General features: G+C 68.7%; 20 protein-coding genes and 1 pseudogene. 8 read left to right on the top strand and 13 right to left on the bottom strand.

Annotated elements, in window-relative coordinates; all coding sequences use genetic code 11:
- Positions 1-324: 324 nt before the first annotated feature.
- Positions 325-1719 carry a WS/DGAT/MGAT family O-acyltransferase gene (locus tag ABFX45_RS24640; RefSeq protein ID WP_346132170.1) on the top strand — a complete coding sequence of 465 codons (1395 nt, stop codon included), beginning with the start codon at positions 325-327 and terminating at the stop codon, positions 1717-1719.
- Between the two features lie 50 nt (positions 1720-1769).
- A complete protein-coding gene (locus tag ABFX45_RS24635; RefSeq protein WP_346132168.1) occupies positions 1770-2273 on the top strand; it encodes a hypothetical protein in 504 nt (167 codons plus the stop codon).
- On the opposite strand, the gene ABFX45_RS24630 is transcribed toward ABFX45_RS24635, so the two are convergent.
- From ABFX45_RS24630 to ABFX45_RS24620, 3 genes are read right to left on the bottom strand one after another with little or no spacing between them, the layout of a single operon-like run.
- Complete coding sequence (locus ABFX45_RS24630; RefSeq protein WP_346132166.1) at positions 2183-3097, bottom strand: alpha/beta fold hydrolase; 915 nt, start codon at positions 3095-3097, stop codon at positions 2183-2185. The genes ABFX45_RS24635 and ABFX45_RS24630 overlap by 91 nt on opposite strands.
- Before the next feature lie 43 nt (positions 3098-3140).
- Complete coding sequence (locus tag ABFX45_RS24625; protein WP_346132164.1) at positions 3141-4025, bottom strand: hypothetical protein; 885 nt, start codon at positions 4023-4025, stop codon at positions 3141-3143.
- Complete coding sequence (locus tag ABFX45_RS24620) at positions 4022-4624, bottom strand: RNA polymerase sigma factor (protein ID WP_346132162.1); 603 nt, start codon at positions 4622-4624, stop codon at positions 4022-4024. Before ABFX45_RS24620 ends, ABFX45_RS24625 begins: the two co-directional genes overlap by 4 nt.
- A 69-nt stretch (positions 4625-4693) precedes the next feature.
- On the opposite strand from ABFX45_RS24620, the gene ABFX45_RS24615 reads away from it, so the two are divergent.
- The gene (locus ABFX45_RS24615; RefSeq protein ID WP_346132160.1) at positions 4694-4900 is read left to right on the top strand and encodes a hypothetical protein; all 207 of its coding nucleotides are present in this window, start codon (positions 4694-4696) and stop codon (positions 4898-4900) included.
- A gap of 263 nt (positions 4901-5163) precedes the next feature.
- Complete coding sequence (locus ABFX45_RS24610; RefSeq protein ID WP_346132158.1) at positions 5164-5286, top strand: hypothetical protein; 123 nt, start codon at positions 5164-5166, stop codon at positions 5284-5286.
- Here ABFX45_RS24610 and ABFX45_RS24605 read toward each other — a convergent pair.
- From ABFX45_RS24605 to ABFX45_RS24585, 5 genes and pseudogenes are all read right to left on the bottom strand, one after another.
- A complete protein-coding gene (locus ABFX45_RS24605; RefSeq protein WP_346132185.1) occupies positions 5283-5801 on the bottom strand; it encodes a CBM35 domain-containing protein in 519 nt (172 codons plus the stop codon). The genes ABFX45_RS24610 and ABFX45_RS24605 overlap by 4 nt on opposite strands.
- Positions 5778-5996, bottom strand: a pseudogene (locus ABFX45_RS24600) (discoidin domain-containing protein); the annotation flags it as partial. The gene ABFX45_RS24605 and the pseudogene ABFX45_RS24600, both read right to left, overlap by 24 nt.
- A complete protein-coding gene (locus ABFX45_RS24595) occupies positions 5933-7264 on the bottom strand; it encodes an alpha-L-fucosidase (protein WP_346132183.1) in 1332 nt (443 codons plus the stop codon). The pseudogene ABFX45_RS24600 and the gene ABFX45_RS24595, both read right to left, overlap by 64 nt.
- 309 nt (positions 7265-7573) lie before the next feature.
- Positions 7574-8434: a patatin-like phospholipase family protein gene (locus ABFX45_RS24590; protein WP_346132156.1), complete on the bottom strand. Its 861-nt coding sequence runs from the start codon at positions 8432-8434 to the stop codon at positions 7574-7576.
- 11 nt (positions 8435-8445) lie between these two features.
- Entirely contained in the window at positions 8446-9537 is a 1092-nt protein-coding gene (locus tag ABFX45_RS24585) for an alkaline phosphatase family protein (RefSeq protein WP_233439596.1), read from the bottom strand.
- 48 nt (positions 9538-9585) lie between these two features.
- On the opposite strand from ABFX45_RS24585, the gene ABFX45_RS24580 reads away from it, so the two are divergent.
- Positions 9586-11916 carry a Tex family protein gene (locus ABFX45_RS24580; protein ID WP_346132154.1) on the top strand — a complete coding sequence of 777 codons (2331 nt, stop codon included), beginning with the start codon at positions 9586-9588 and terminating at the stop codon, positions 11914-11916.
- Between the two features lie 49 nt (positions 11917-11965).
- Here the strand turns inward: ABFX45_RS24580 and ABFX45_RS24575 are convergent, their stop codons facing one another.
- Positions 11966-13204, bottom strand: a complete 1239-nt coding sequence (locus ABFX45_RS24575; protein ID WP_146231587.1) for an ABC transporter substrate-binding protein — start codon at positions 13202-13204, stop codon at positions 11966-11968.
- Between the two features lie 205 nt (positions 13205-13409).
- Between ABFX45_RS24575 and ABFX45_RS24570 the strand changes: the two genes are divergently transcribed.
- Genes ABFX45_RS24570 through ABFX45_RS24560 form a run of 3 tightly spaced genes read left to right on the top strand, consistent with a single transcriptional unit; the run spans position 13410 to position 16344 of the window.
- The gene (locus ABFX45_RS24570) at positions 13410-13949 is read left to right on the top strand and encodes a hemerythrin domain-containing protein (RefSeq protein ID WP_109637441.1); all 540 of its coding nucleotides are present in this window, start codon (positions 13410-13412) and stop codon (positions 13947-13949) included.
- Positions 13946-14809, top strand: coding sequence for an NAD-dependent epimerase/dehydratase family protein (locus ABFX45_RS24565; RefSeq protein ID WP_109637439.1), 864 nt, complete (start codon positions 13946-13948; stop codon positions 14807-14809). Before ABFX45_RS24570 ends, ABFX45_RS24565 begins: the two co-directional genes overlap by 4 nt.
- Entirely contained in the window at positions 14806-16344 is a 1539-nt protein-coding gene (locus ABFX45_RS24560) for a phytoene desaturase family protein (RefSeq protein WP_346132151.1), read from the top strand. Before ABFX45_RS24565 ends, ABFX45_RS24560 begins: the two co-directional genes overlap by 4 nt.
- On the opposite strand, the gene ABFX45_RS24555 is transcribed toward ABFX45_RS24560, so the two are convergent.
- The 4 genes from ABFX45_RS24555 to ABFX45_RS24540 form a co-directional block, all read right to left on the bottom strand.
- Positions 16338-16784 (bottom strand): SRPBCC family protein, encoded by a 447-nt coding sequence (locus tag ABFX45_RS24555; RefSeq protein ID WP_346132149.1) that lies wholly within the window; start codon positions 16782-16784, stop codon positions 16338-16340. The genes ABFX45_RS24560 and ABFX45_RS24555 overlap by 7 nt on opposite strands.
- 38 nt (positions 16785-16822) lie before the next feature.
- Entirely contained in the window at positions 16823-17452 is a 630-nt protein-coding gene (locus ABFX45_RS24550; protein ID WP_346132147.1) for an SNIPE associated domain-containing protein, read from the bottom strand.
- Positions 17453-17527: 75 nt separating this feature from the next.
- The gene (locus ABFX45_RS24545) at positions 17528-18286 is read right to left on the bottom strand and encodes an LLM class flavin-dependent oxidoreductase (RefSeq protein ID WP_346132145.1); all 759 of its coding nucleotides are present in this window, start codon (positions 18284-18286) and stop codon (positions 17528-17530) included.
- 30 nt (positions 18287-18316) lie between these two features.
- Positions 18317-18790, bottom strand: coding sequence for a hypothetical protein (locus ABFX45_RS24540; protein WP_109637426.1), 474 nt, complete (start codon positions 18788-18790; stop codon positions 18317-18319).
- Between the last annotated feature and the right edge of the window lie 122 nt (positions 18791-18912).

The following is an 18912-nucleotide window of genomic DNA, read 5'->3' as shown; positions in this document are numbered from 1 at the left end:
CGCAACTGGTCGCTCTGGTCCGAGCCGGCGCCCGCTTCGAGAACGGCACACTCGTCGAACGACCCGACGAACACGCACCACCCACCGCAGCATAAAGATCTTCATCCACAGGTCTTGACTATTGCTCCCGAGCCGGCGTCACCGGGCCGCGTTGCCCAGTGAGTCCATGATGTTTCGTGAACGATCTTTTTGCCAGTACTTTCGAGTCTCGATTCGCCACGTCCAGGTAACGCGTTGGCAACCTCACACGTGTGCAGTGCCTCTCACCTGCATGGACGTCGATTCTCCAAGCTTCGGTCCTCTAGCATTTTTCGAGTGGATCGGATGAGCTCTTTGGACGCAGGCTTCTACTTCATCGAGGACGAGAACGTGCCCATGCACGTCGGCTCCGTCCTGGTCTTCGACGGGCCGGCCCCGTCCTACGGCGATGTGATCCGCCTCTTCATGTCGCGGCTGGAGCACGTGCCGCGCTACCGGCAGAAGGTGAAGGCCCTGCCGTTCCACGTGGGCCGTCCGGTCTGGGTCGACGACGACCACTTCAACGTCCTCTACCACGTGCGCCACACCGCGGTGCCGTCGCCGGGCGGTGAGGACCAGCTGCGCAACCTCGCGGGCCGGATCTTCGCGCAGAAGCTCGACGACTCGAAGCCGCTGTGGGAGGCCTGGCTCGTCGAGGGCCTCGAAGGCGGCCGCTGGGCCATCATCTCCAAGGTCCACCACTGCATGATCGACGGAGTGTCCGGAACGGACATGCTCCAGCTCATGCTGGACTTCCAGAAGGAAAGCGTTGTCCCGGAGCCCGCGCAGTGGAAGCCGGCGGCGCAGCCGTCGACCCTCGACCTGGTGGTCGACGGGGTGCGCGACGCCGTCGTGACCCCCGTGCAGCACCTCGCCGCCCTGCCCGCGCTGGCGCGGAACCTGCGGTCGCTCAACGAGATCCTGGACTTCGGCAAGTCGGTGCTGGGTTCGCTGCCCGGCACGGCACGGCGACTGGTCACGCGGGCGGCGACGTCGCTGAACGGTCCTATCGGGCCACACCGCCGCTGGGTGTGGGCGCGCGCGTCGCTGGCCGAGATCAAGCAGGTGCGCAGGGCCGCCGGTGGCACGGTCAACGACGTGATCCTCACGGCGGTCACGCGCGGCTTCCGTGATCTGCTGGAAAAGCGCGGCGAGCTGATCGACGGCATGGTCGTGCGGACCATGGTCCCGGTGTCGATGCGCAAGGCCGACCAGCACAACGAGCTGAACAACCGCGTCAGCGCCGTGCTGGTGAACCTGCCGGTCGGCGAGGCCGACCCGGTGAAGCGCCTCGCGTCGATCCGCACGCAGATGGACGACCTGAAGAACTCCCGCCAGGCCGCCGGCGCCGACGTGATCACGAACCTGTCGAACTTCGCCGCGCCGACGCTGATGGCGCTGGGCTCGCGGACCGCGATGCGGTTCCCGCAGCAGATCCTGCAGACCGTCACCACGAACGTGCCCGGCCCGCGCATCCCGCTCTACATGCTCGGCCGGCCGCTGGTGGAGATGTTCCCGTACGTGCCGATCGCCTCGACGATCCGGATCACCGTCGGTATTTTCTCCTACCTGGACAAGTTCACCTTCGGCATCAACGCCGACTTCGACGGTGTGCCGGACGTCCAGCTGCTCGCGGACGGCATCCGCGCGGGCTTCGACGAGATGGTGGCACTGGCGGCCGAGAAGGACGAGCAGGGCTGAGGCACGATCTGACGGTCCAGGCGGGTGCGCACGACCTGCACCTGACCGTGGTGGGCCTCGACGCACGGCTGGGCGCCCTCGGGCTGGCGCTCGGACAGGTCGACGACCTCCGCATCGAGCTGGAGAACGTGCGGTGGTCGCGCTGGCGTGCCCGCCGCGCGACCGTCGTGTGCCGCGACGTCCACGTGAACCCGCCCGCGACGCTGGTGTCGTCGCCCGTGGAGTTCCGCGTCGAGGTGGCGCATTCGGACATTCCGGAGCTGCAACTGGTCGGCTGGTTGCCGCTGAGGGTCCAGCTGGTCGGCTCCGAGCTGCACGTGCGGCTGCACCGGTGGCTGCCGGCGCGCGTGTTCGCGGTGCCGGAGCTGCCGCGCGGCATCCAGCTGACCGGTGTGGAGCAGCTCGACGACCACTTCGTGCTGACGGGAGCCGCCCCCGTGCTGCGCGAGCGGCTCACGTTCGGTCAGCTGGCCGCGGTGCTCAGGCGGTTGGCGTCCATCCAGTCCAGGACCCGCTCGGACACGACCTCGGGGATCTCCATCTGGGGCACGTGACCGATGCCCTCGTACTCGTCGTAGCGCCAGTGCGGGTGCCTCCTGGCCACGTACCGGGCGGCGGCGACGTTGACGAGCCGGTCGCGGTCGCCGCTCATCAGGAACACGGGAACGCGGACCTTCTTCATGGCCGCGTAGTAGGCGCCGCGCTTCGACGTCGTGAAGACGGTGCTGCGCGCGGCAGCGAGGAACGCGGCGTCGAGGCCGGGGATCTTGGCGCGTTCGCCGATGAGGTGCTCACTCGCCTTCTTGAGCTCCTCGGGAATGGTCGTCGGGTCGGCGCAGCACAGCTCCAGCACCCGTTCGACCTGCCTGCGTGCGGGGACGGTCCTGGCCTTGGCGAGGAACCGTTCCCCCAGCCCCGGCACCGAGTACATGAAGAAGGTGCTCAGCATCAGCGGGTCGGGGCGCGTGCCGAACACCATCGGCAGTGCGGGGTCGACCAGCACCAGGCCCCTGACCAGGCCGGGGTTGTAGGCGGTGTGGAAGAGGGAGATCATCCCGCCCATCGAGTTGCCGACGAGGATCACCGGCTCCCCCACGACCTCCCTGACGAACCGGCCGAGCAGCTTCGAGTTGGCCTGGACCGTGGTCTGGCGTCCCTCGGGGGCGGTCAGGCCGTGGCCCGCGAGGTCGACGGCGGTGACGCGGGCTTTCTGCGCGAGCAAGGGCGCGAGGAGTGCCCAGTTCAGGTGCGAACCGCCGAGCCCGTGCACCAGGACCATCTTCGGACCGTCTTCCGGTCCGCCGAAGTCGACCCAGTGCACGGGCCCGTCGAGGTCCGCGTGGTGGCTGGTGCCGCCGAAGTTCGCCACAGTCGTCATACCAACCAGTATGTCGGTTGTTGCTACCGGTTGGTAGCGCCCGTTAGCGCCACGGCTGCGCGGGCTCGCACGTCTTGGGATCGGTGTTCGGGTCCCGCCACCCGCCGGAGACGATGACGCCCTGCGGGTTGACGAAACACTTGTTGCCGGATCCGTTGTTGGTGCCGAGCAGGTTGCCGGCCGCGTCGTAGGCCCTGACCTCGCCGAAATCGGTCCCCTCCGGGGGCGACCAGGTCGTGGGGTGCACGATGCGCGCCACAAAGGTGTTGTTCGCGATCGTGGCGTCGACCGTCTGCCCGTCCGCGGTCAGCGTCACCCTGGCGACCTTCGAGTCGACCCGGCCGGCCGCGATCCGGTAGCCGTGCACGCCCCGGTAGATCGGCTTGTTGCCCGGTACGTCACCGCCGGTCGACGCCCCGAGGCTGTCCGCCGAGAAGTGCCCCGGCAACCACTCCGGGTCGAACCCGCTGGAGAAGCCGGAGTTGAAGGGCATGCCACCGCTGTCGAGCGTGCAGGTCAGCACCGCATTGGAGGTGTAGATCAACGCGAAGGCTCCCTGCCCGGAACCCACGTGCTGGTAGAGCTTCGGCGTGCCCTGGACACCCGCGGACTCCTGGCAGCCCTTCTCGATTGCGGCGATCCGCTCCTCGGAGAGGCCGGGGATGACCGGCGCGGGCCTCGTGGTCGGAGCGGCCGACGTGGCCTGCGTCGTCATCGGGGCCGGCTGGTTCGCGGTCTGCGGCTGCGACGACGGCGCGAGGAACACCACCCCGGCGGCCACGGCACCGACCGCGGTGGCCGCGGCGAGGACCGGGGCGAGCCTCATCCGCCGCTGGCCGCGTCCCGCGACGGCGTGTTCGATCTCGACGCGGATCTCGTCCTGGCGGCCCGGCGGCAGGTCGCGAGTGGGCGGAAGCATGCTGGTCATCGGTCCTCCACGGTCAGTGCGGCGAGCGGGACGACCTCGCGTTGCTCACCGAGAATCCGGTGCAGCCGGGACCTGGCCTTGCTGACCCGCGCCCGCACACTGCCCTCGGCGATCCCGAGCACGGCGGCCGCGTCGGCGTTGGACACCCCGGACCACAGGCAGAGGGCGAGCGCCTCCCGTTCGTTGCGAGGCAGCCGCGCGACAGCCTTGAGCACCTCTTTCATCCGCCGCTGGTCGTCGATCCGCTCGGCGACGTGGTCGGCGTGGTCAGGCACCGGCCGCTCCTCGGCCACCCGAGCGAACAGCCGCAGCCACCGCCCGAGGGACCGCTGGTCGTTGCGCACGACGTTCGTGGCCACCGCGAGCAACCACGGCAACGCCGACTCACGCTCCAGCGCGGGCATGTTGTCGCGCTTGCGCCACGCCATCAGGAACGTGGCCTGCAGGTGGTCCTCGGCCGCGGCCCACGACGCGGTCAACCGGAAGCAGTGGTTGTAGACCGCTTTGGCATGCCTGTCGAACAGCACCCCGAAGGCGTACGGACTGCCCCCAGCGGCCTGCGACCACAACGCGCGGTCGTCAGGGTCTTCGGTCGTCATACCTGTTCGTGTCCGCTCGCCCCGTGAGTGTTGGCACCAGTTTCACGCGCCCGTCTAACGTCGCGGAGCGTGGCACATCTGGGGGTGGCCGATCTGGCGGGCAACGCGCACGCGGCGTACGGCCGATTGCTGCGCGACGTGGACCGTCTACGCGGCTTCGCCTGGCTGCAGGCCGCCAACCGCCTGACGCTCATCGCCTCACTTGCGGCGTCGCGCTGCGGACTACTGGCCCGCGCACGAGCCGGGCCTGTTGTTCAACCATGCGAGCGGGCGTGACCTGCTCCTGACGTCCCGCACCCGCGCTACCCGAGGCCGGGACGTCACCGCCGCAGTTCGCGCTGACCGACCGCTAACGCGATCGTGGTCGAGGATCTCAGCAGGAGCGCCGACTCACTCAACCGAGTGAACCTCGTCCACATCTGGGCCGGACGTTCTCTAGTAGATGTCACAAAGCCATGGTCATCTTCGCCCGCGACAAGAGGAAGCGCGAGGGGGACGCGACCGGGAACCGTCACCGCAGCCGGAGAGGAGGGAACCGGATGAGAGCCCACCCGCTGTCGCTGGTGGAGGGTCCGCTTCGGCTGCTCGACGGCAACTTCCCGCACCGGGACGCGATGCGGGAAATCGCCGAGCACAACATCGAACGCGCGCTGTTGTGCTAGATCTCCAAGTAGTCCAGGTTCGGGCCGCCGTTCGCGGTCGTCGCCGTCGCCCTGATCGTGTTCTCGCCCGCTTCGAGATCGAGCGTCACGGTCGCGGTCTGCCACGCCGTCCACGCCCCGGTGCCCGCGAACGCCTGCTCGTCCACCGCGAGCCGACCGTTGACCGAGATGTCGAGCGGCCGGTTCGCCGTCGTGCCGTTGGCGAACCGCAGCGTCACCTGGCGCGGTCCGGCCACATCGCTCGTCACCTTGAACTCGACCGCTGATCCCGCGATGTTGTCGTAGTTGACGAAGCCGGTGCCGGAGAACCCGGCGTGGTTCGACTCCACAACACCTTGCGACACAAGGCCGTTCTCCGCCTCGTACCGCGATGACGGAGCAGGCCCGCCCGCCCCCGGGTAGGCCGAGCCGAGCCACGCCTCGTCGATCCGCAGCTGTGCCTTGCCCTGCGTCGACGTCTTCTCCACCCGGATGTGCCGCGCCGTCGTGTTGGCCGGCAGGTCGATGAACTGCACACCGCGATGGTTGGCCAACGACCCGGACTTCACGTTCGTCCAATTAGTACCGTCGTTGGACGTGTAGACGTTGTAGCCCTTGATGCGCGCCGAGTTCGACGCCGGATGCGTCGTCGAGTCCTCACGCTGGTTCAGCGCGACGTACGAGACCTTCTTCGCCGACCCCAGGTCGAAGCGCAGCGACACCGTCCCCGCACCCGTTGCGTCCCAATAGGTCTGGTAGTTGCCGTCCGCCGCGTGCGAGGCGGGTGCCCAGATCCGGACGCCGACGCGCTCATCGTGTACGACGACGGGGGAATGATCCCCTCACGGCCAGCCGTCTCGACCTTGAACACGGTGTCGTACTGGTCCCAGTTCGAGATGCCGTTGAGCGTGATCGTCCCACCCGACTGCGTCCACGAGACCGAGGCGCCAGTTCGCAGGTTCGTCACCCGGCTGACCTTGTAACCGTTGTCCCGCACCTTCAAAGTCGCACCCGAAGGCCTCGTGATCACGTGGATGTAGTGCTGGTTCGGGTTGGCCTTGGACACGGTCGTGACACCGTGCGCGCCGTCGTTCCAGAACCCCGGCTTGAGACCACCGTGCAGGTAGCCACCACCGTACGTGCCACCGATCGACTCCCAGATGTCCCGCAGGTAGGTGGCGGTGAAGTTGTTGAAGGCGGCCTGGTTCGCCGGGAACTTCCCGTTGACCATCGCGGTCTCGGCCATCAACGCCTTGACGTCCGACCCCGCGTTGGTGATCAGGCGGCCCAGCGTCAGCTTGTAGTCGACAGCGGAGTTGGAGCCCGAGTACCACCAAGCGCCGGAGCTCGGCAGCTTGAAGCACGCCTCGATCAGCCGCGGCGCCGCCGTGTAGACCGCCTGCGGGTAGTCGTAGTTCGGCGTCATGCCGGTCTTCTGCTCGTTGCTGATCGTGTCCATGATCGGCGTGTCCTCGTTGTTGTTGCTGAGGACCATGTCCGGACGTTCCCGCCGGATCCGCTCGTACAGGCCGTTCTGCTCCCAGTAGGCGTTGTCGTTGTCGATCCAGAACCCGGCGAGCTTCGGGTAGCGCTGCATCACCTCGACGAAGTTGTCGTAGCTGAACTGGCCGAAGCCGGGGCGCTCCTGCAGGTTGACCGTCTTGCCCTTGTACTTCGAGTAGCCGGCCGAGTCGAGCCACTCGTGGCCGCCCTCGTTGTGCCACTGCGGGTCGTCGGTCATGTAGTTGATGACCTTCAGCCCCTCCGCCGAGGCGGCGTCGATCAGCTCGCCGAGGAAGTCGCGCTTCGTCGAGCAGCTGCCGGGGATCGACGACGGCCACGCCCGCGCGTAGCCCAGGCGCGAGTGGAACGACGCCAGCACGAGGTACTGCGCGTGCAGCTTCTTCGCCTCGTCCACCCAGTACTTGGCCGTCCAGCCGCCGTTCGTGACGGCCGCTTCCCAAGCGGTGCAACTGGTGTAGCCGGGGTTCGTCCGCATTCCCCAGTGCAGGAACAGACCTGACGTCGACGCCCGCAGCCAGTCCTGCCGCGGGTGCAGCACCTCGGCGCGCGCCGGGGAGCTCACGCCGACAACGAGTAGAGCGGCGGTCATCAACACGCCGAGACGACGCAACGTTTCGCGCACGAGCCAGCCTCCTGGTGGACGCCTCCTGCGGCGGTAGGAAGACGTGCTCGGTGTACTGCGCAAAGGTCTACGCCAATCGACGGCCGCACTCAAGAGGTCATCGGAGGTATGAGCGAGTTACAGGCCAACCGAATCGGTAAAGGCTCCAAATGAGCCGATGTCTCAGCCGTGTGAGGGGTGGCCGTACAGCCCGACCCCGGTGATCTCCAACGAAGTCAGGAACGCCGCAGAAGCCTGATGAGAAACCTCCACCAGCTCCGCCGTGTGCGAGAAGTCCAGCGGCGTCACGGCCTGCACCGGCGGCCCCGGCAGGTACAGCACCGGCGCGTGCTGCGACGCCAGCTCCACCTCCAGCACGGCCTGGTTGCGCATGCCCAAGGTGGCCCAGAACAACAAGGTCTCCGCCAGCGTCTGCGGCACCGTCGGCAGGTGGCCGGGGAACGCGCAGTCCAGCACGACCAGCGACTGCGCGCCCATCGCCAGCGCCTGCCGGATCGGCACGTTCGCCAGCACCCCGCCGTCGTAGAGCACGCGATCGTCGATGCGCACCGGCGGATACACGCCGGGAATCGCCGCGCTGGCCAGGATCGCCGGGACCAGGGGCCCGGAGGTGATGTTGACCGCCTCGCCCGTCACGCAGTCCACCGACACCGCGCCGAACGGCAGCGTCAGGTCCTCGAACGACGCGCACCCGTCCAAACCCTCCACCAGCACGGAGGCCAGGCCGGTGTTCGGGAACAGGTAGGTCTTGTTGGTGTGCAACGACCGCAGCTGTGCGAGCGGGCCGCCGGGGAACACCCGCTGCCGGGTCATGCCCTCCCACAGCACGGCCAGTCGCGCGGCCGCCTTCTCCGGGTCCAGTGCCAGCAGGGAGCCGTTGACCGAGCCGACCGAGGTGCCGACGACGAGGTCCGGGCGCACGCCGTGTTCCGCCAGCGCGCGCAGCATGCCCACCTGCGAGGCGCCGAGGCTGCCTCCGCCGCCGAGCACGAAGGCGACCGGTCCGGGCAAGGAGATCGTCACGTCCGGTGATCCTAGGACGAGCGGTGGAAGAGCACCGGAATTGCCAGTTCCGCACGGGTCCGCGAGCCGTGAATGCCCTTCAGGTTGCTCAGCACGGGCTCGGCCTGGCTGCGGACCACCACCGCCGAGCCCTTCATCGCCACGACGACGTCGCCGATGCGATCGAAGGCCAGCGGGCCGACAGGGCCGAACCAGCCCGCGTCCACGGCCTCCTCCCGCGACAACACGTCCGCCCTGGAGCCGAGGAACTCCCGCCACACGTCGAGGACTTCCGCGGACCCGGTGTGCAGGTAGCGCACGCGCGGTTCACCGGCGATCACCCGGACTCCCTCCCACAGCACGGGTTCCGTGTCGAAGTCGATCCGGTCGGACGTGGTGATCATGCCGTGGTCCGCCGTCACGACGAGCATCGAGTCGCGTGGCAGCCGCGAGGCGATGCGTTCGGCCAGCGCGTCCACGAACTCCAGCTGCAGCAACCACTCGTCGGAGCCCGGCCCGTAGAAGTGGCCGATCGTGTCGAGGTCCGCGTGGTAGGCGTAGCAGAACGCGCGGTCCTGGCCGAGCGCCGCGACCGCGCCGAGCGCCAGGTCGCCGAAGCCCGCGGTGCCGCGGAACCACGAGCCGCGCAGGACGGCACGGGTGAGGCCGCTGGTGCGATGGTTCATCGGCGCGACCGCGCTGACCGCGACTCCGGCCGCCGCCGCGCGTTCGAACAGCGTCGGGTGTGGCTGGACGACCTCGGGCACGAGCGTCTTGCGCAGGTCGTGGTGGTGATCGCCGGCTCGCGACCACGTCAGGGCGTTGAGCACCTCGTCGCCCACGCAGAACGTGTAGCCGACGATGCCGTGCTCGCCCGACAGCAGGCCGGTGCCGATCGAGGCGAGGCTGGTGGCGGTCGTGGACGGGAAGCCCGCGGAGCTCTCCCGGCCGGGCAGCGCAGCGAGAAAGGGGGCGTGATCGGCGTGGGTGCGCAGCAGCTCGTGGCCCAGGCCGTCGACGAGCAGCAGCACGACACGCCGGGCGGACGGCAGGTCCAGGGTGTTGTCGGCACCCGGAACGTCCAGGCCCGACAGCAGGGACGGAACGACCTCGGCGATGGTCACCTGGACACCGTGCCACGCGGAATCGGGCAACGGGCAGAATGGCGCGCTGTGACAACGCTCATCCACCAGAAGATCGCTGACGAGCTCGGCGTGGCCGCGGGCCAGGTCAGCTCTGCTGTCGAACTGCTCGACGGTGGCGCGACCGTCCCGTTCGTCGCCCGATACCGCAAGGAGGCGACCGGCGGTCTCGACGACGCGCAGCTGCGCACGCTCGAGGAGCGGCTCGGCTACCTGCGCGAGCTGGAGGAGCGCCGCGCGGCGGTTCTCACCTCGATCCGGGAGCAGGGCAAGCTCGACGAGGCACTCGAAGCGCAGATCCTCGCCGCCGACTCCAAGGCGCGGCTCGAGGACCTCTACCTCCCCTACAAGCCGAAGCGCCGCACGAAGGCCCAGATCGCGAGGGAAGCCGGCCTGGAGCCGCTCGCCGACGCGCTGCTGGGCGACCCCACGCTGAACCCGCAGGAAGAAGCCGCGAAGTTCGTCGACCCCGGCAAGGAGGTCGCGGACGCCGCGGCCGCGTTGCAGGGCGCGCGGGCCATCCTGGTCGAGCGGTTCGGCGAGGACGGCGACCTGATCGGCGAGCTGCGCGAGCAGATGTGGACGCGCGGCCGCGTCGTCTCCAAGGTCCGCGAGGGCAAGGAGACCGAGGGCGCCAAGTTCGCCGACTACTTCGAGTTCGACGAGCCCTTCACCAAGCTCCCGTCACACCGCATCCTCGCGCTGTTCCGCGGCGAGAAGGAGGAGGTCCTCGACCTCGTCCTGGAGCCGGAGGAGCCGAAGGAAGACGGCCCGTCGTCGTTCGAGGTGCGCATCGCGGCCCGCTTCGGCATCGACGACCGCGGCCGCCCCGCCGACAAGTGGCTCACCGACACCGTGCGGTGGGCGTGGCGGACCCGCATCCTCGTCCACCTGGGCATCGACCTGCGCGGGCGTCTCCGCCAGTTCGCCGAGGACGAGGCCGTGAGGGTGTTCGCGTCGAACCTGCGCGACCTGCTGCTGGCCGCCCCGGCCGGCACCCGCGCCACGATGGGTCTCGACCCCGGCTACCGCACCGGTGTGAAGGTCGCGGTCGTCGACGCCACCGGCAAGGTCGTCGCGCACGGCGTCATCCAGCCGCACGTGCCCGCGAACCGCTGGGACGAGTCGATCGCCAAGCTCGCGGCCCTGGCCAAGCAGCACAACGTCGACCTGATCGCGATCGGCAACGGCACGGCGTCGCGCGAGACGGACAAGCTCGCCGCCGACCTGATCAAGCGCCACCCCGAGCTGAAGCTCACCAAGATCGTGGTCTCCGAGGCGGGTGCGTCGGTCTACTCGGCCTCCGCCTACGCCTCCTCGGAACTGCCGGACCTCGACGTGTCGATCCGCGGCGCGGTGTCGATCGCACGGCGCCTGCAGGACCCGCTGGCCGAGCTGGTGAAGATCGACCCGAAGTCCATCGGTGTCGGCCAGTACCAGCACGACCTGGCGGAGGCGAAGCTGTCGCGCTCGCTGGACGCGGTGGTCGAGGACTGTGTGAACGCGGTCGGCGTCGACCTGAACACCGCCTCCGTGCCGCTGCTGACCCGCGTCTCCGGCATCACCGCCGGTCTCGCGGAGAACATCGTGCTGCACCGCGACCAGAACGGCCCGTTCCGGACCAGGGCCGCACTGAAGAACGTCGCGCGGCTCGGCCCGAAGGCGTTCGAGCAGTGCGCGGGCTTCCTGCGCATCCGCGGTGGCGACGAGCCGCTGGACGCGTCGTCCGTGCACCCCGAGGCGTACCCGGTCGTGCGGAGGATGCAGGAGGAAGCGGGTGCCGAGCTGATCGGCAACACCGCGGTGCTGACCAAGCTGCGTCCCGAGAAGTTCGTGGACGACAAGTTCGGTCTGCCGACCGTCACGGACATCCTGAAGGAGCTGGAGAAGCCCGGCCGCGACCCGCGCCCGGCCTTCAAGACCGCGACCTTCGCCGACGGTGTCGAGAAGATCGCCGACCTCAAGCCCGGCATGGTGCTGGAGGGCGTCGTGACGAACGTGGCCGCGTTCGGCGCGTTCGTGGACATCGGCGTGCACCAGGACGGTCTCGTGCACATCTCGGCGCTGTCCAACAACTACGTCAAGGACCCGCGCGACGTCGTGAAGTCCGGTGACGTGGTGCGCGTGAAGGTGCTTGAGGTCGACGAGGCCCGCAAGCGCATCGGCCTGACGCTGCGCCTGACCGACGAGCCGGGCAAGCCCGCTCCGAAGCAGCAGGGCGGCAATGGCGGTGGCGGTGGCCGTGACCGTCGTCCGCAACGCGGCGGCGGTCAGCAGCGTGGTGGCCAGCAGCGCGCCACGCCGCCTCCCGCGAGTGGTTCGATGGCGGACGCGCTGCGGCGCGCCGGCTTCGGCAAGTAAGAACGACGAAGGGCCCCTCCCACGCCGGGAGGGGCCCTTTTCGTCGGCCTTACTTGGCCCGCGTGCCCTTGGCCTTCACGAGTTCGGACTCGAACAGCTCCTCCACGGTCGTCAGACCGCCGGGTGCCGCCCTGTCGACCTTGGTGATGTACGACTGGGTGGCGGACGGCCGGCCCACCAGCGAGTAGTGCAGCGGACCGGTCAGCCCCTGGGTGTCCAGGCCGTTGGTGTCGGTGAACGCCTTCAGCACGCCGTCTCGCGTGAGGTCGCCGTTCTTGCAGGCCTTCTCGACGATCGCGAGGAACACCTTGGCGACCGTGTAGCCGTGGTCGACGTAGATCGCGGGCTTGTCGTTGGGGTAGTTCTTGTTGAACGCCGCCGCCACCTCGCGCGGCCCGGCCTGAGTGCCGGTGAACGGCGCCACCGACGTCACCACGGAGACCTGCCTCTCCACGGCGGCGCCGACCGGCGAGTCCAGGATCGCGGTGTCGAAGCCCACGACGTTGACCATGAACGGCACATCCCACTTCAGCGCCGCGGCGACACCCACGGCGGCGGCGGTCTGCGCGGGCGTCGTGCTCAGCACGACGGCCTTCGCACCGGCGGCCTTCAGGGCGCCGATCTGCTGCGCCAGGTCGGCGGTCGTCTCACCGATCGGCTGCTCCGCGATCTTCATGCCCCACTGCTGGCCCACGAACCGGCTGCCTTCGACGGCGTTGTCGCCGTAGCTGCCCTGGACGTAGACGTGGCCGACGGTGTCGCCGTCCTTGATGACACCGCGGCGCTTGTAGTGGTCGAGGCCGTTGATGACGTCGAGGTCGTAAGTCGTTCCCACGATCATCATGTGCGGGTTGCCCAGCAGCGACGCGGCCCACGAGGCGGGCGCGGTCAGCGTGCGGGTCTGCATGATGTCGGGCTCGATGGCCGCGGTCATGGGCGTGCCCGCGAGCTCGAGCAGGCCGAGGACCTGCGGTTCGAGGTCGAAGTAGGCGTCGAGCGCCTTCTGCACGTCGTACGCGTGGTCCTTCAGCTTGAGCTCCACCCGGCGACCGCAGATGCCCCCGCGGTCGTTGACCTGCTTCAGGTAGAGCTCGTAGCCCTTCATGCGGGTCAGCGCGGAGGCTTTGAACGGCCCTGTCATGTCCGTGAGGATGCCGAGAGAGATGGTGTCGGCTGTCACGCCCGGCCCGGTCTTGACCTGGGCTTTCGCATCTTCTTTCGCGCCACAGCCGGCCACGGCGACGGCGAGCGCTAAGGCGGTGGGCACTACACGGTGGCGGAAGGGCATGCAGGAGTCCTTGTCCAAAGATCAGAACATACTAAGCGGTAGCTCAGTATTCGTTGATCGGTCACGTATTGCCTCTCTATGTGCTACGTGCCACAGAATTGTTAGGTTCATGTGACTTCCGCTCGACTACTCACTGTGCTATTTCTTCGGCGCCGAACGAAATGAGATACCGCGTGATCAGTCACATTTCGGGTATCCGATCGGCATGGCTGACGACGTGATCACGTTGCTGCACAGGCAACACGAGAACATCCGGACGCTGTTCGCCGAGGTCGAGGCCTCGACCGGGGACGAACGCAAAGACGCTTGGTATCGGCTCGTGCGGCTGCTTTCGGTCCACGAGACCGCGGAGGAGGAGATCGTCCACCCGGCCATCGCGCGCGTGAGCGGTGGCGAGCCGATCGTGGACGCACGGATCGCTGAGGAACGACGCGCCAAGGAGCTCCTCAGCACGATGAACGACATAGGGCCCGACGCGGAGGGCTTCGACACGCTGCTCGTGCAGCTCCGCGACGACGTGCTCGCCCACGCGGACCACGAAGAACAGGCCGAGTTCCCGCTGCTGCGCAAGGTGCACGACCAGGAACGCCTCGAACGCATGGCGCGCGCGGTCGAAGCCGCCGAAGCCATCGCGCCGACCCGGCCGCACCCCGGCGTCGAGAGCCCGGTCGCGAACCTGGCGCTCGGCCCGCTCGTGGCCGTCGTGGACAGGGCACGGGACGCGATCCGCAAGGTCCTCGGATGAGGATCGTCGTCACCGGTGGCAGCGGCAACGTCGGCACCGCGCTACGGCGTCACCTCGACTTCGAGGACGTCGGTGTGGACGTGCGCACGCTGTCGTCGTTGCGCGACGCCATCCGCGGTGCCGACGTCGTGGTGCACCTGGCGTGGGCGATCAAACCGACAGACCGCGAGACCAACATCGACGGCAGCGAGCACGTGCTCGCTGCCTGCGTCAAAGAAGAAGTGGGACACCTGATCTGCGCGTCGTCGGTGGCCGCCTACGCACCGGCGGCGCGCTACAGCCGTGTTGACGAGTCGTGGCCCGTGACGGGCATCCCCGGCAGCACCTACAGCGCGCACAAGGTGCTGCTGGAGCAGATGATCAGGCGCTATCCGTTGCCGTGCACGGTCATCAGGCCGTGCGGCATCGCGCAGGCCTCAGCGGCTGAGCAGCTTCGACGTTGGCTGCTCAGCCGCTGGCTCTCGCCGAAACTGCTGCCGTTGCTGCCGATTCCGTTGTGGAACGGTCTGCGCCTGCAGCTCGTGCACTCCGACGATGTGGCGCGCGCAATCGTCGAGATAGTGCGCCGTAGGGCGTTGGGTGCCTTCAACCTCGCAGCCGAACCGGTGTTGACTGCGCCGATGATCGCCGAACGCGTCGGCGCCGGCCGGCTCCCGGTGCCTTATCCGCTGGTCGAGAAGCTGGCGGGGGTGACGGCGAAACTCAGGCTGCAGCCACTGACCCCCGAGTGGGTCCGGATGGCCGATCAGGCACCTCTCGTGCGGACCACCCGAGCGCACAAGGATCTGGGATGGTGGCCGGAACACGACGCGCGTGATGTGCTGAGTGAGGTCGTCGTGGCGATGGGGAGGCGTGTGTGAACGAGGTGGACGCGGTCGTCATCGGCGCGGGACCGAACGGGCTGGTCGCGGCGACGTTGCTGGCGGACGCGGGCTGGGACGTCCTGGTGCTGGAGCAGCGCGCCACCCCCGGCGGTGCCGTCACGTCCGCCGAGATCACCGCACCGGGCTTCACGAACGACGTCTACAGCGCGTTCTACCCGCTCGGCCTCGGCTCGCCGGTCATCGGCGCGTTGAACCTCGACGTGCAGTGGCAGCACGCACCGGCCGTGCTCGCCCACGTCCTGCCCGACGACCGCGTGGCGCTCCTCTCTCGTGAGGTGGAGACGACCGCGAAGTCGGTCGGTGCTTTCGCCGACGCGGACGCCGATCGCTGGCACGCCGAGTACACGCGCTGGATGTCCGTGCGTGAGGCCGTGCTGGGCTCAGTGCTGCGTCCGTTCCCACCGGTGCGTGGCGCGCTGTCCTTGTTGAAGGCCGCAGGCGTGGGAGACGCCCTTCGCCTGGCACGCATGCTGACGTTGCCCGTGCGCCGTCTCGGCGAGGAACTCTTCGAGGGCGATGGTGCGCGAGTGTTGTTGGCGGGCAACACGATGCACACGGACCTCGGCCCGGACCAGGCGGGCGGCGCGGGCTTCGGCTGGCTGCTCGCCATGCTCGGCCAGGACGTCGGCAACCCCGTGCCGCGCGGCGGAGCGGGCGAACTGACGGCGTCGCTGGTGCGCCGCTTCGGCGGTCGCATCGAGACGAACGCGCGAGTGAGCTCTGTTCTGCACGCGCGCGGTGTCGCCGTGGGCGTGCGTCTGGCAGACGGTTCCGTTGTGCGCGCACGCCGAGCCGTCCTCGCCGACATCCCGGCACCGAACCTGTACCTCGACCTGATCGGCGAGAACGGTCTGCCGTCGAAGCTCGCCGAGGACCTGAAGAAGTTCCAGTGGGACGGCGACACGATCAAGGTCGACTGGGCGCTGTCGGGCCCGATCCCGTGGACCAACCCGGAAGCCGCGCAGGCGGGCACCATCCACATCGGCGGCGACCTCAACGGCATGGCCGGCTTCGCCCACGAACTGGCGTGCGGCAAGGTTCCGCGCACCCCGTTCACGATCATGGGTCAGATGACGACGACCGACCCGTCACGCTCCCCCGCCGGCACCGAAGCCGCCTGGGCGTACACACACGTCCCGCTCGGTGGCAAGTGGACCGAAGACCGCCTGAAGCGCCGCGCCGACCGCATCGAACAGGTCATCGAGGAACGCGCACCCGGCTTCCGCTCCCGCATCGTCAAGCGCTCGGTGCTGGGCCCGGAGCAGATCGGCACGGTCAACGGCGGCACGGCGGCCATCCACCAGCAGCTGATCTTCCGGCCGATGCCCGGTCTCGGCCGGGCGGACACCCCGTTCGACCGGCTCTACCTGGCGGGCTCGTCGGCGTGGCCGGGTGGCGGCGTGCACGGCGCGGCGGGGGCGAACGCGGCACGGGCGGCGCTGGCGCGATGGGGTGCGGCAGGCGAGGTGTACCGGCTGCTGATCCAGGGCCTGCACAAAGCCGTCTACTGAACTGCTGAGCGGCCCTGAGCCAGCGCGCTGAGGCGCTGCAGCGTCTCCCTGTTGCGTGGAGCCAGCAGCAGGTCCTGCAGGAACGACGGCAGGACCGAGGTCGGGCCGCGCTCCACGCTCTCGGTCATCCGCACCTCGGTGAGTGCCTCCGACCGGGCCCGTAGGGTGAAGGTGATCCTCGCTGCCCCCGCCGGCCACAGCCGGGCGTCCAGCTCGAGCAGCCGGGACGGCTCACAGCGCACGACCTCGGTGGTGTCGTCGATGACCAGCGGCCACGGCCCCACACTGTGGTGGATGCGCGTACCCGGCTTGGGCCAGCCGGTGTCCACGTCGCGGATGTGGGACGCGCCCACCACCCAGCCCGCGTAGGACCAGCCGTCGGCGAGCACGGCCCAGACGGCGTCGATCGGAGCTTCTACGTCCAGCGAAACCTCAGCCACGCAGGTGAGGTACCCAGCCCGCCAGAAAGCAACCCGGCTCAGGAGGCGATCCGGCGGGTGCGGCGGCTCTCGGCCTTGCGCTGGAGGTGGTCGGCGGTGAGCTCCAGCTCGTAGGTTCGCAGGGCCTGGTAGCGCGGCGAGATCCGGAGGGCGAACGTGCCGCTGAGCCGCTCGATCGCCGACGCCGCGCGATCGAGCCGCCGGAGGGCGGCGTCCAGGCCCCCGGCTCGCAACATGCGCAGGCAGTTCTCGGCCTCGCAGTTGTACGAGCGGAGCATCAGCGCCGACCAGTCCTCGAGGAGCCGCCGCCCCGTGGCGTCCGACCCGTTGTAGGTGACCTGCCCGCCGCCCTCGATCGCGGCGCCGGTCTTGATCAGAGTCTTCATCTCGGAGTGGATCAGGTCGATCTGCGTCTGGTGGTCGGTGGCGGTGTCGGTGCGGAAGACGCCGGCCCGCTGGAAGGTCAGCTCCTCCTTCAACGGCTGCAGCTCGGCCCGCGCGTTGTCGATGCGGTGCCGCAGCGCGACGAGCTCGGCTCCCGCGCGGTCGACCTCTTCCAACGCCTCCGTTTGCGCTGTTCGGGCGTCACCGATTCGAGCGAGCAGCTCCTGCAGGCCTTCCATGGCCCGCTCCAGCTCAGCGATCCGGCGGTTCTTGCGCCCAAGCATCATTACCTCCCCGAACAGCGACGAAAGGCCCACAACCGTTCCATCGCAAGGAGGTATCCACCGTTATCTACCGCGCTATGCACTCACTCCATCGAGTGAACCCACGAATCGGACGAACCCTTCCGGGTCCTCACTCGTGGCCGACTGTTGCAAGATCACGCTGGTAGCGCCCGCTTCAGCCACCGACACGACGAGATCCGTGACGAACGCTCGGTCGCGCGAATCGGTCTCCACGTAGACGACGATCGGGTGCTCACGGCTCGCCCGCGTCTCGCGCACGCGGTCGAGATCAGCCGACGCGTCCAGGATCGTGCCGTCGCCCACCTGACCGGCGAGCTCCAGCGTCCTGGGCCCGAGCCCGCCCACGTAGATCGGCATCGGCGCGGCGGGCGGCCAGTCCAGCGCCACACCGGTCAGCGACACGTACTTGCCGGCACAGGTCACGTTCTCACCGGCCAGCAGCGCCTTCAACGCGTCCGTGTACTCGCGCAGCAGGGTGAGCGGTGACGAGACCCGCGCTCCGACCTGTCCCATCCACGACTGCAGGCCGTGCCCGACGCCGATGGTGACGCGGCCGGGGAACAGCCGGTCCAGCGTCGCGGCCTCCATGGCGGTGAGCGCGACGTTGCGCAACGGCACCGGCAGCAGGCCGACCCCGACCTTCAGCCTGGACGTCCAGGCCAGCGCGGCGGAGGCGCAGGCGATGCCGCTCTCCAGGAAGCAGTCCTCCCACAGCCACAACGAGTCCACACCGGAATCCTCAGCGGCGAGGACGACGGATCGGAGGTTCTCTGGCGGGAGCTGGGGCCGGTAGACAGCGCCGAGTGTGGTCACCCGTCCACTACTACCGGCCCCGGGCTCGGCTCAGCAACCGCCGCAGTTGTAGTACAGGACGTCCCAGTGGTTCGACTCGCGGTAGTAGATGTTGCCGGAGCCCGACCGCCACTTGTTGCCGCCGATGGACGTGAAGGTCCGGGTCACGTAGTTGTTGAGGCACGTCGACAGTGAGAAGTCGAGCTTGTAGCCGTTCCAGTGCGAGTAGGTGCCCGACGCGTGCCCGGTCTCGGTGCCACCGGTGACGTTGAGCGCGCAGCCCGACGCCCGCTTGAGCGTCTTGGCTCCCGCGATGCTCATCTGGTTGACCTGTTCGAACGAGGTGCAGTTCGGACGGTTGCGGTCGCTGCAGCCGCCGCTGGACGACCAGGTGATCCCGGCCGCGCGCAGCTGCGCGGTCGCCTGCGAGTGCGTGTACTTGGCGGGGGCCGCCTGTGCGACCGACGCGCCCACCACGAGTGCGGCGAACATCGCGATCACCGCGGTGATCATGCGAACGAACATGCTCTTCTCCTTATGCCCAAACCGAAGTGCGGCGAAGCTAGGAAGAAGCGGTAAAGAGATGCCTAAATCGGTCTTTGGCCGATCTTTGGCGCGCTCGTGGACAGTCCCGGTCGTCACCAACA

Origin of the sequence: Lentzea roselyniae (genome assembly GCF_039537795.1) — a bacterium.
Classification (GTDB): Bacteria; Actinomycetota; Actinomycetes; order Mycobacteriales; family Pseudonocardiaceae; genus Lentzea; species Lentzea atacamensis.
This window is presented reverse-complemented; position numbering and strand designations above follow the sequence as displayed.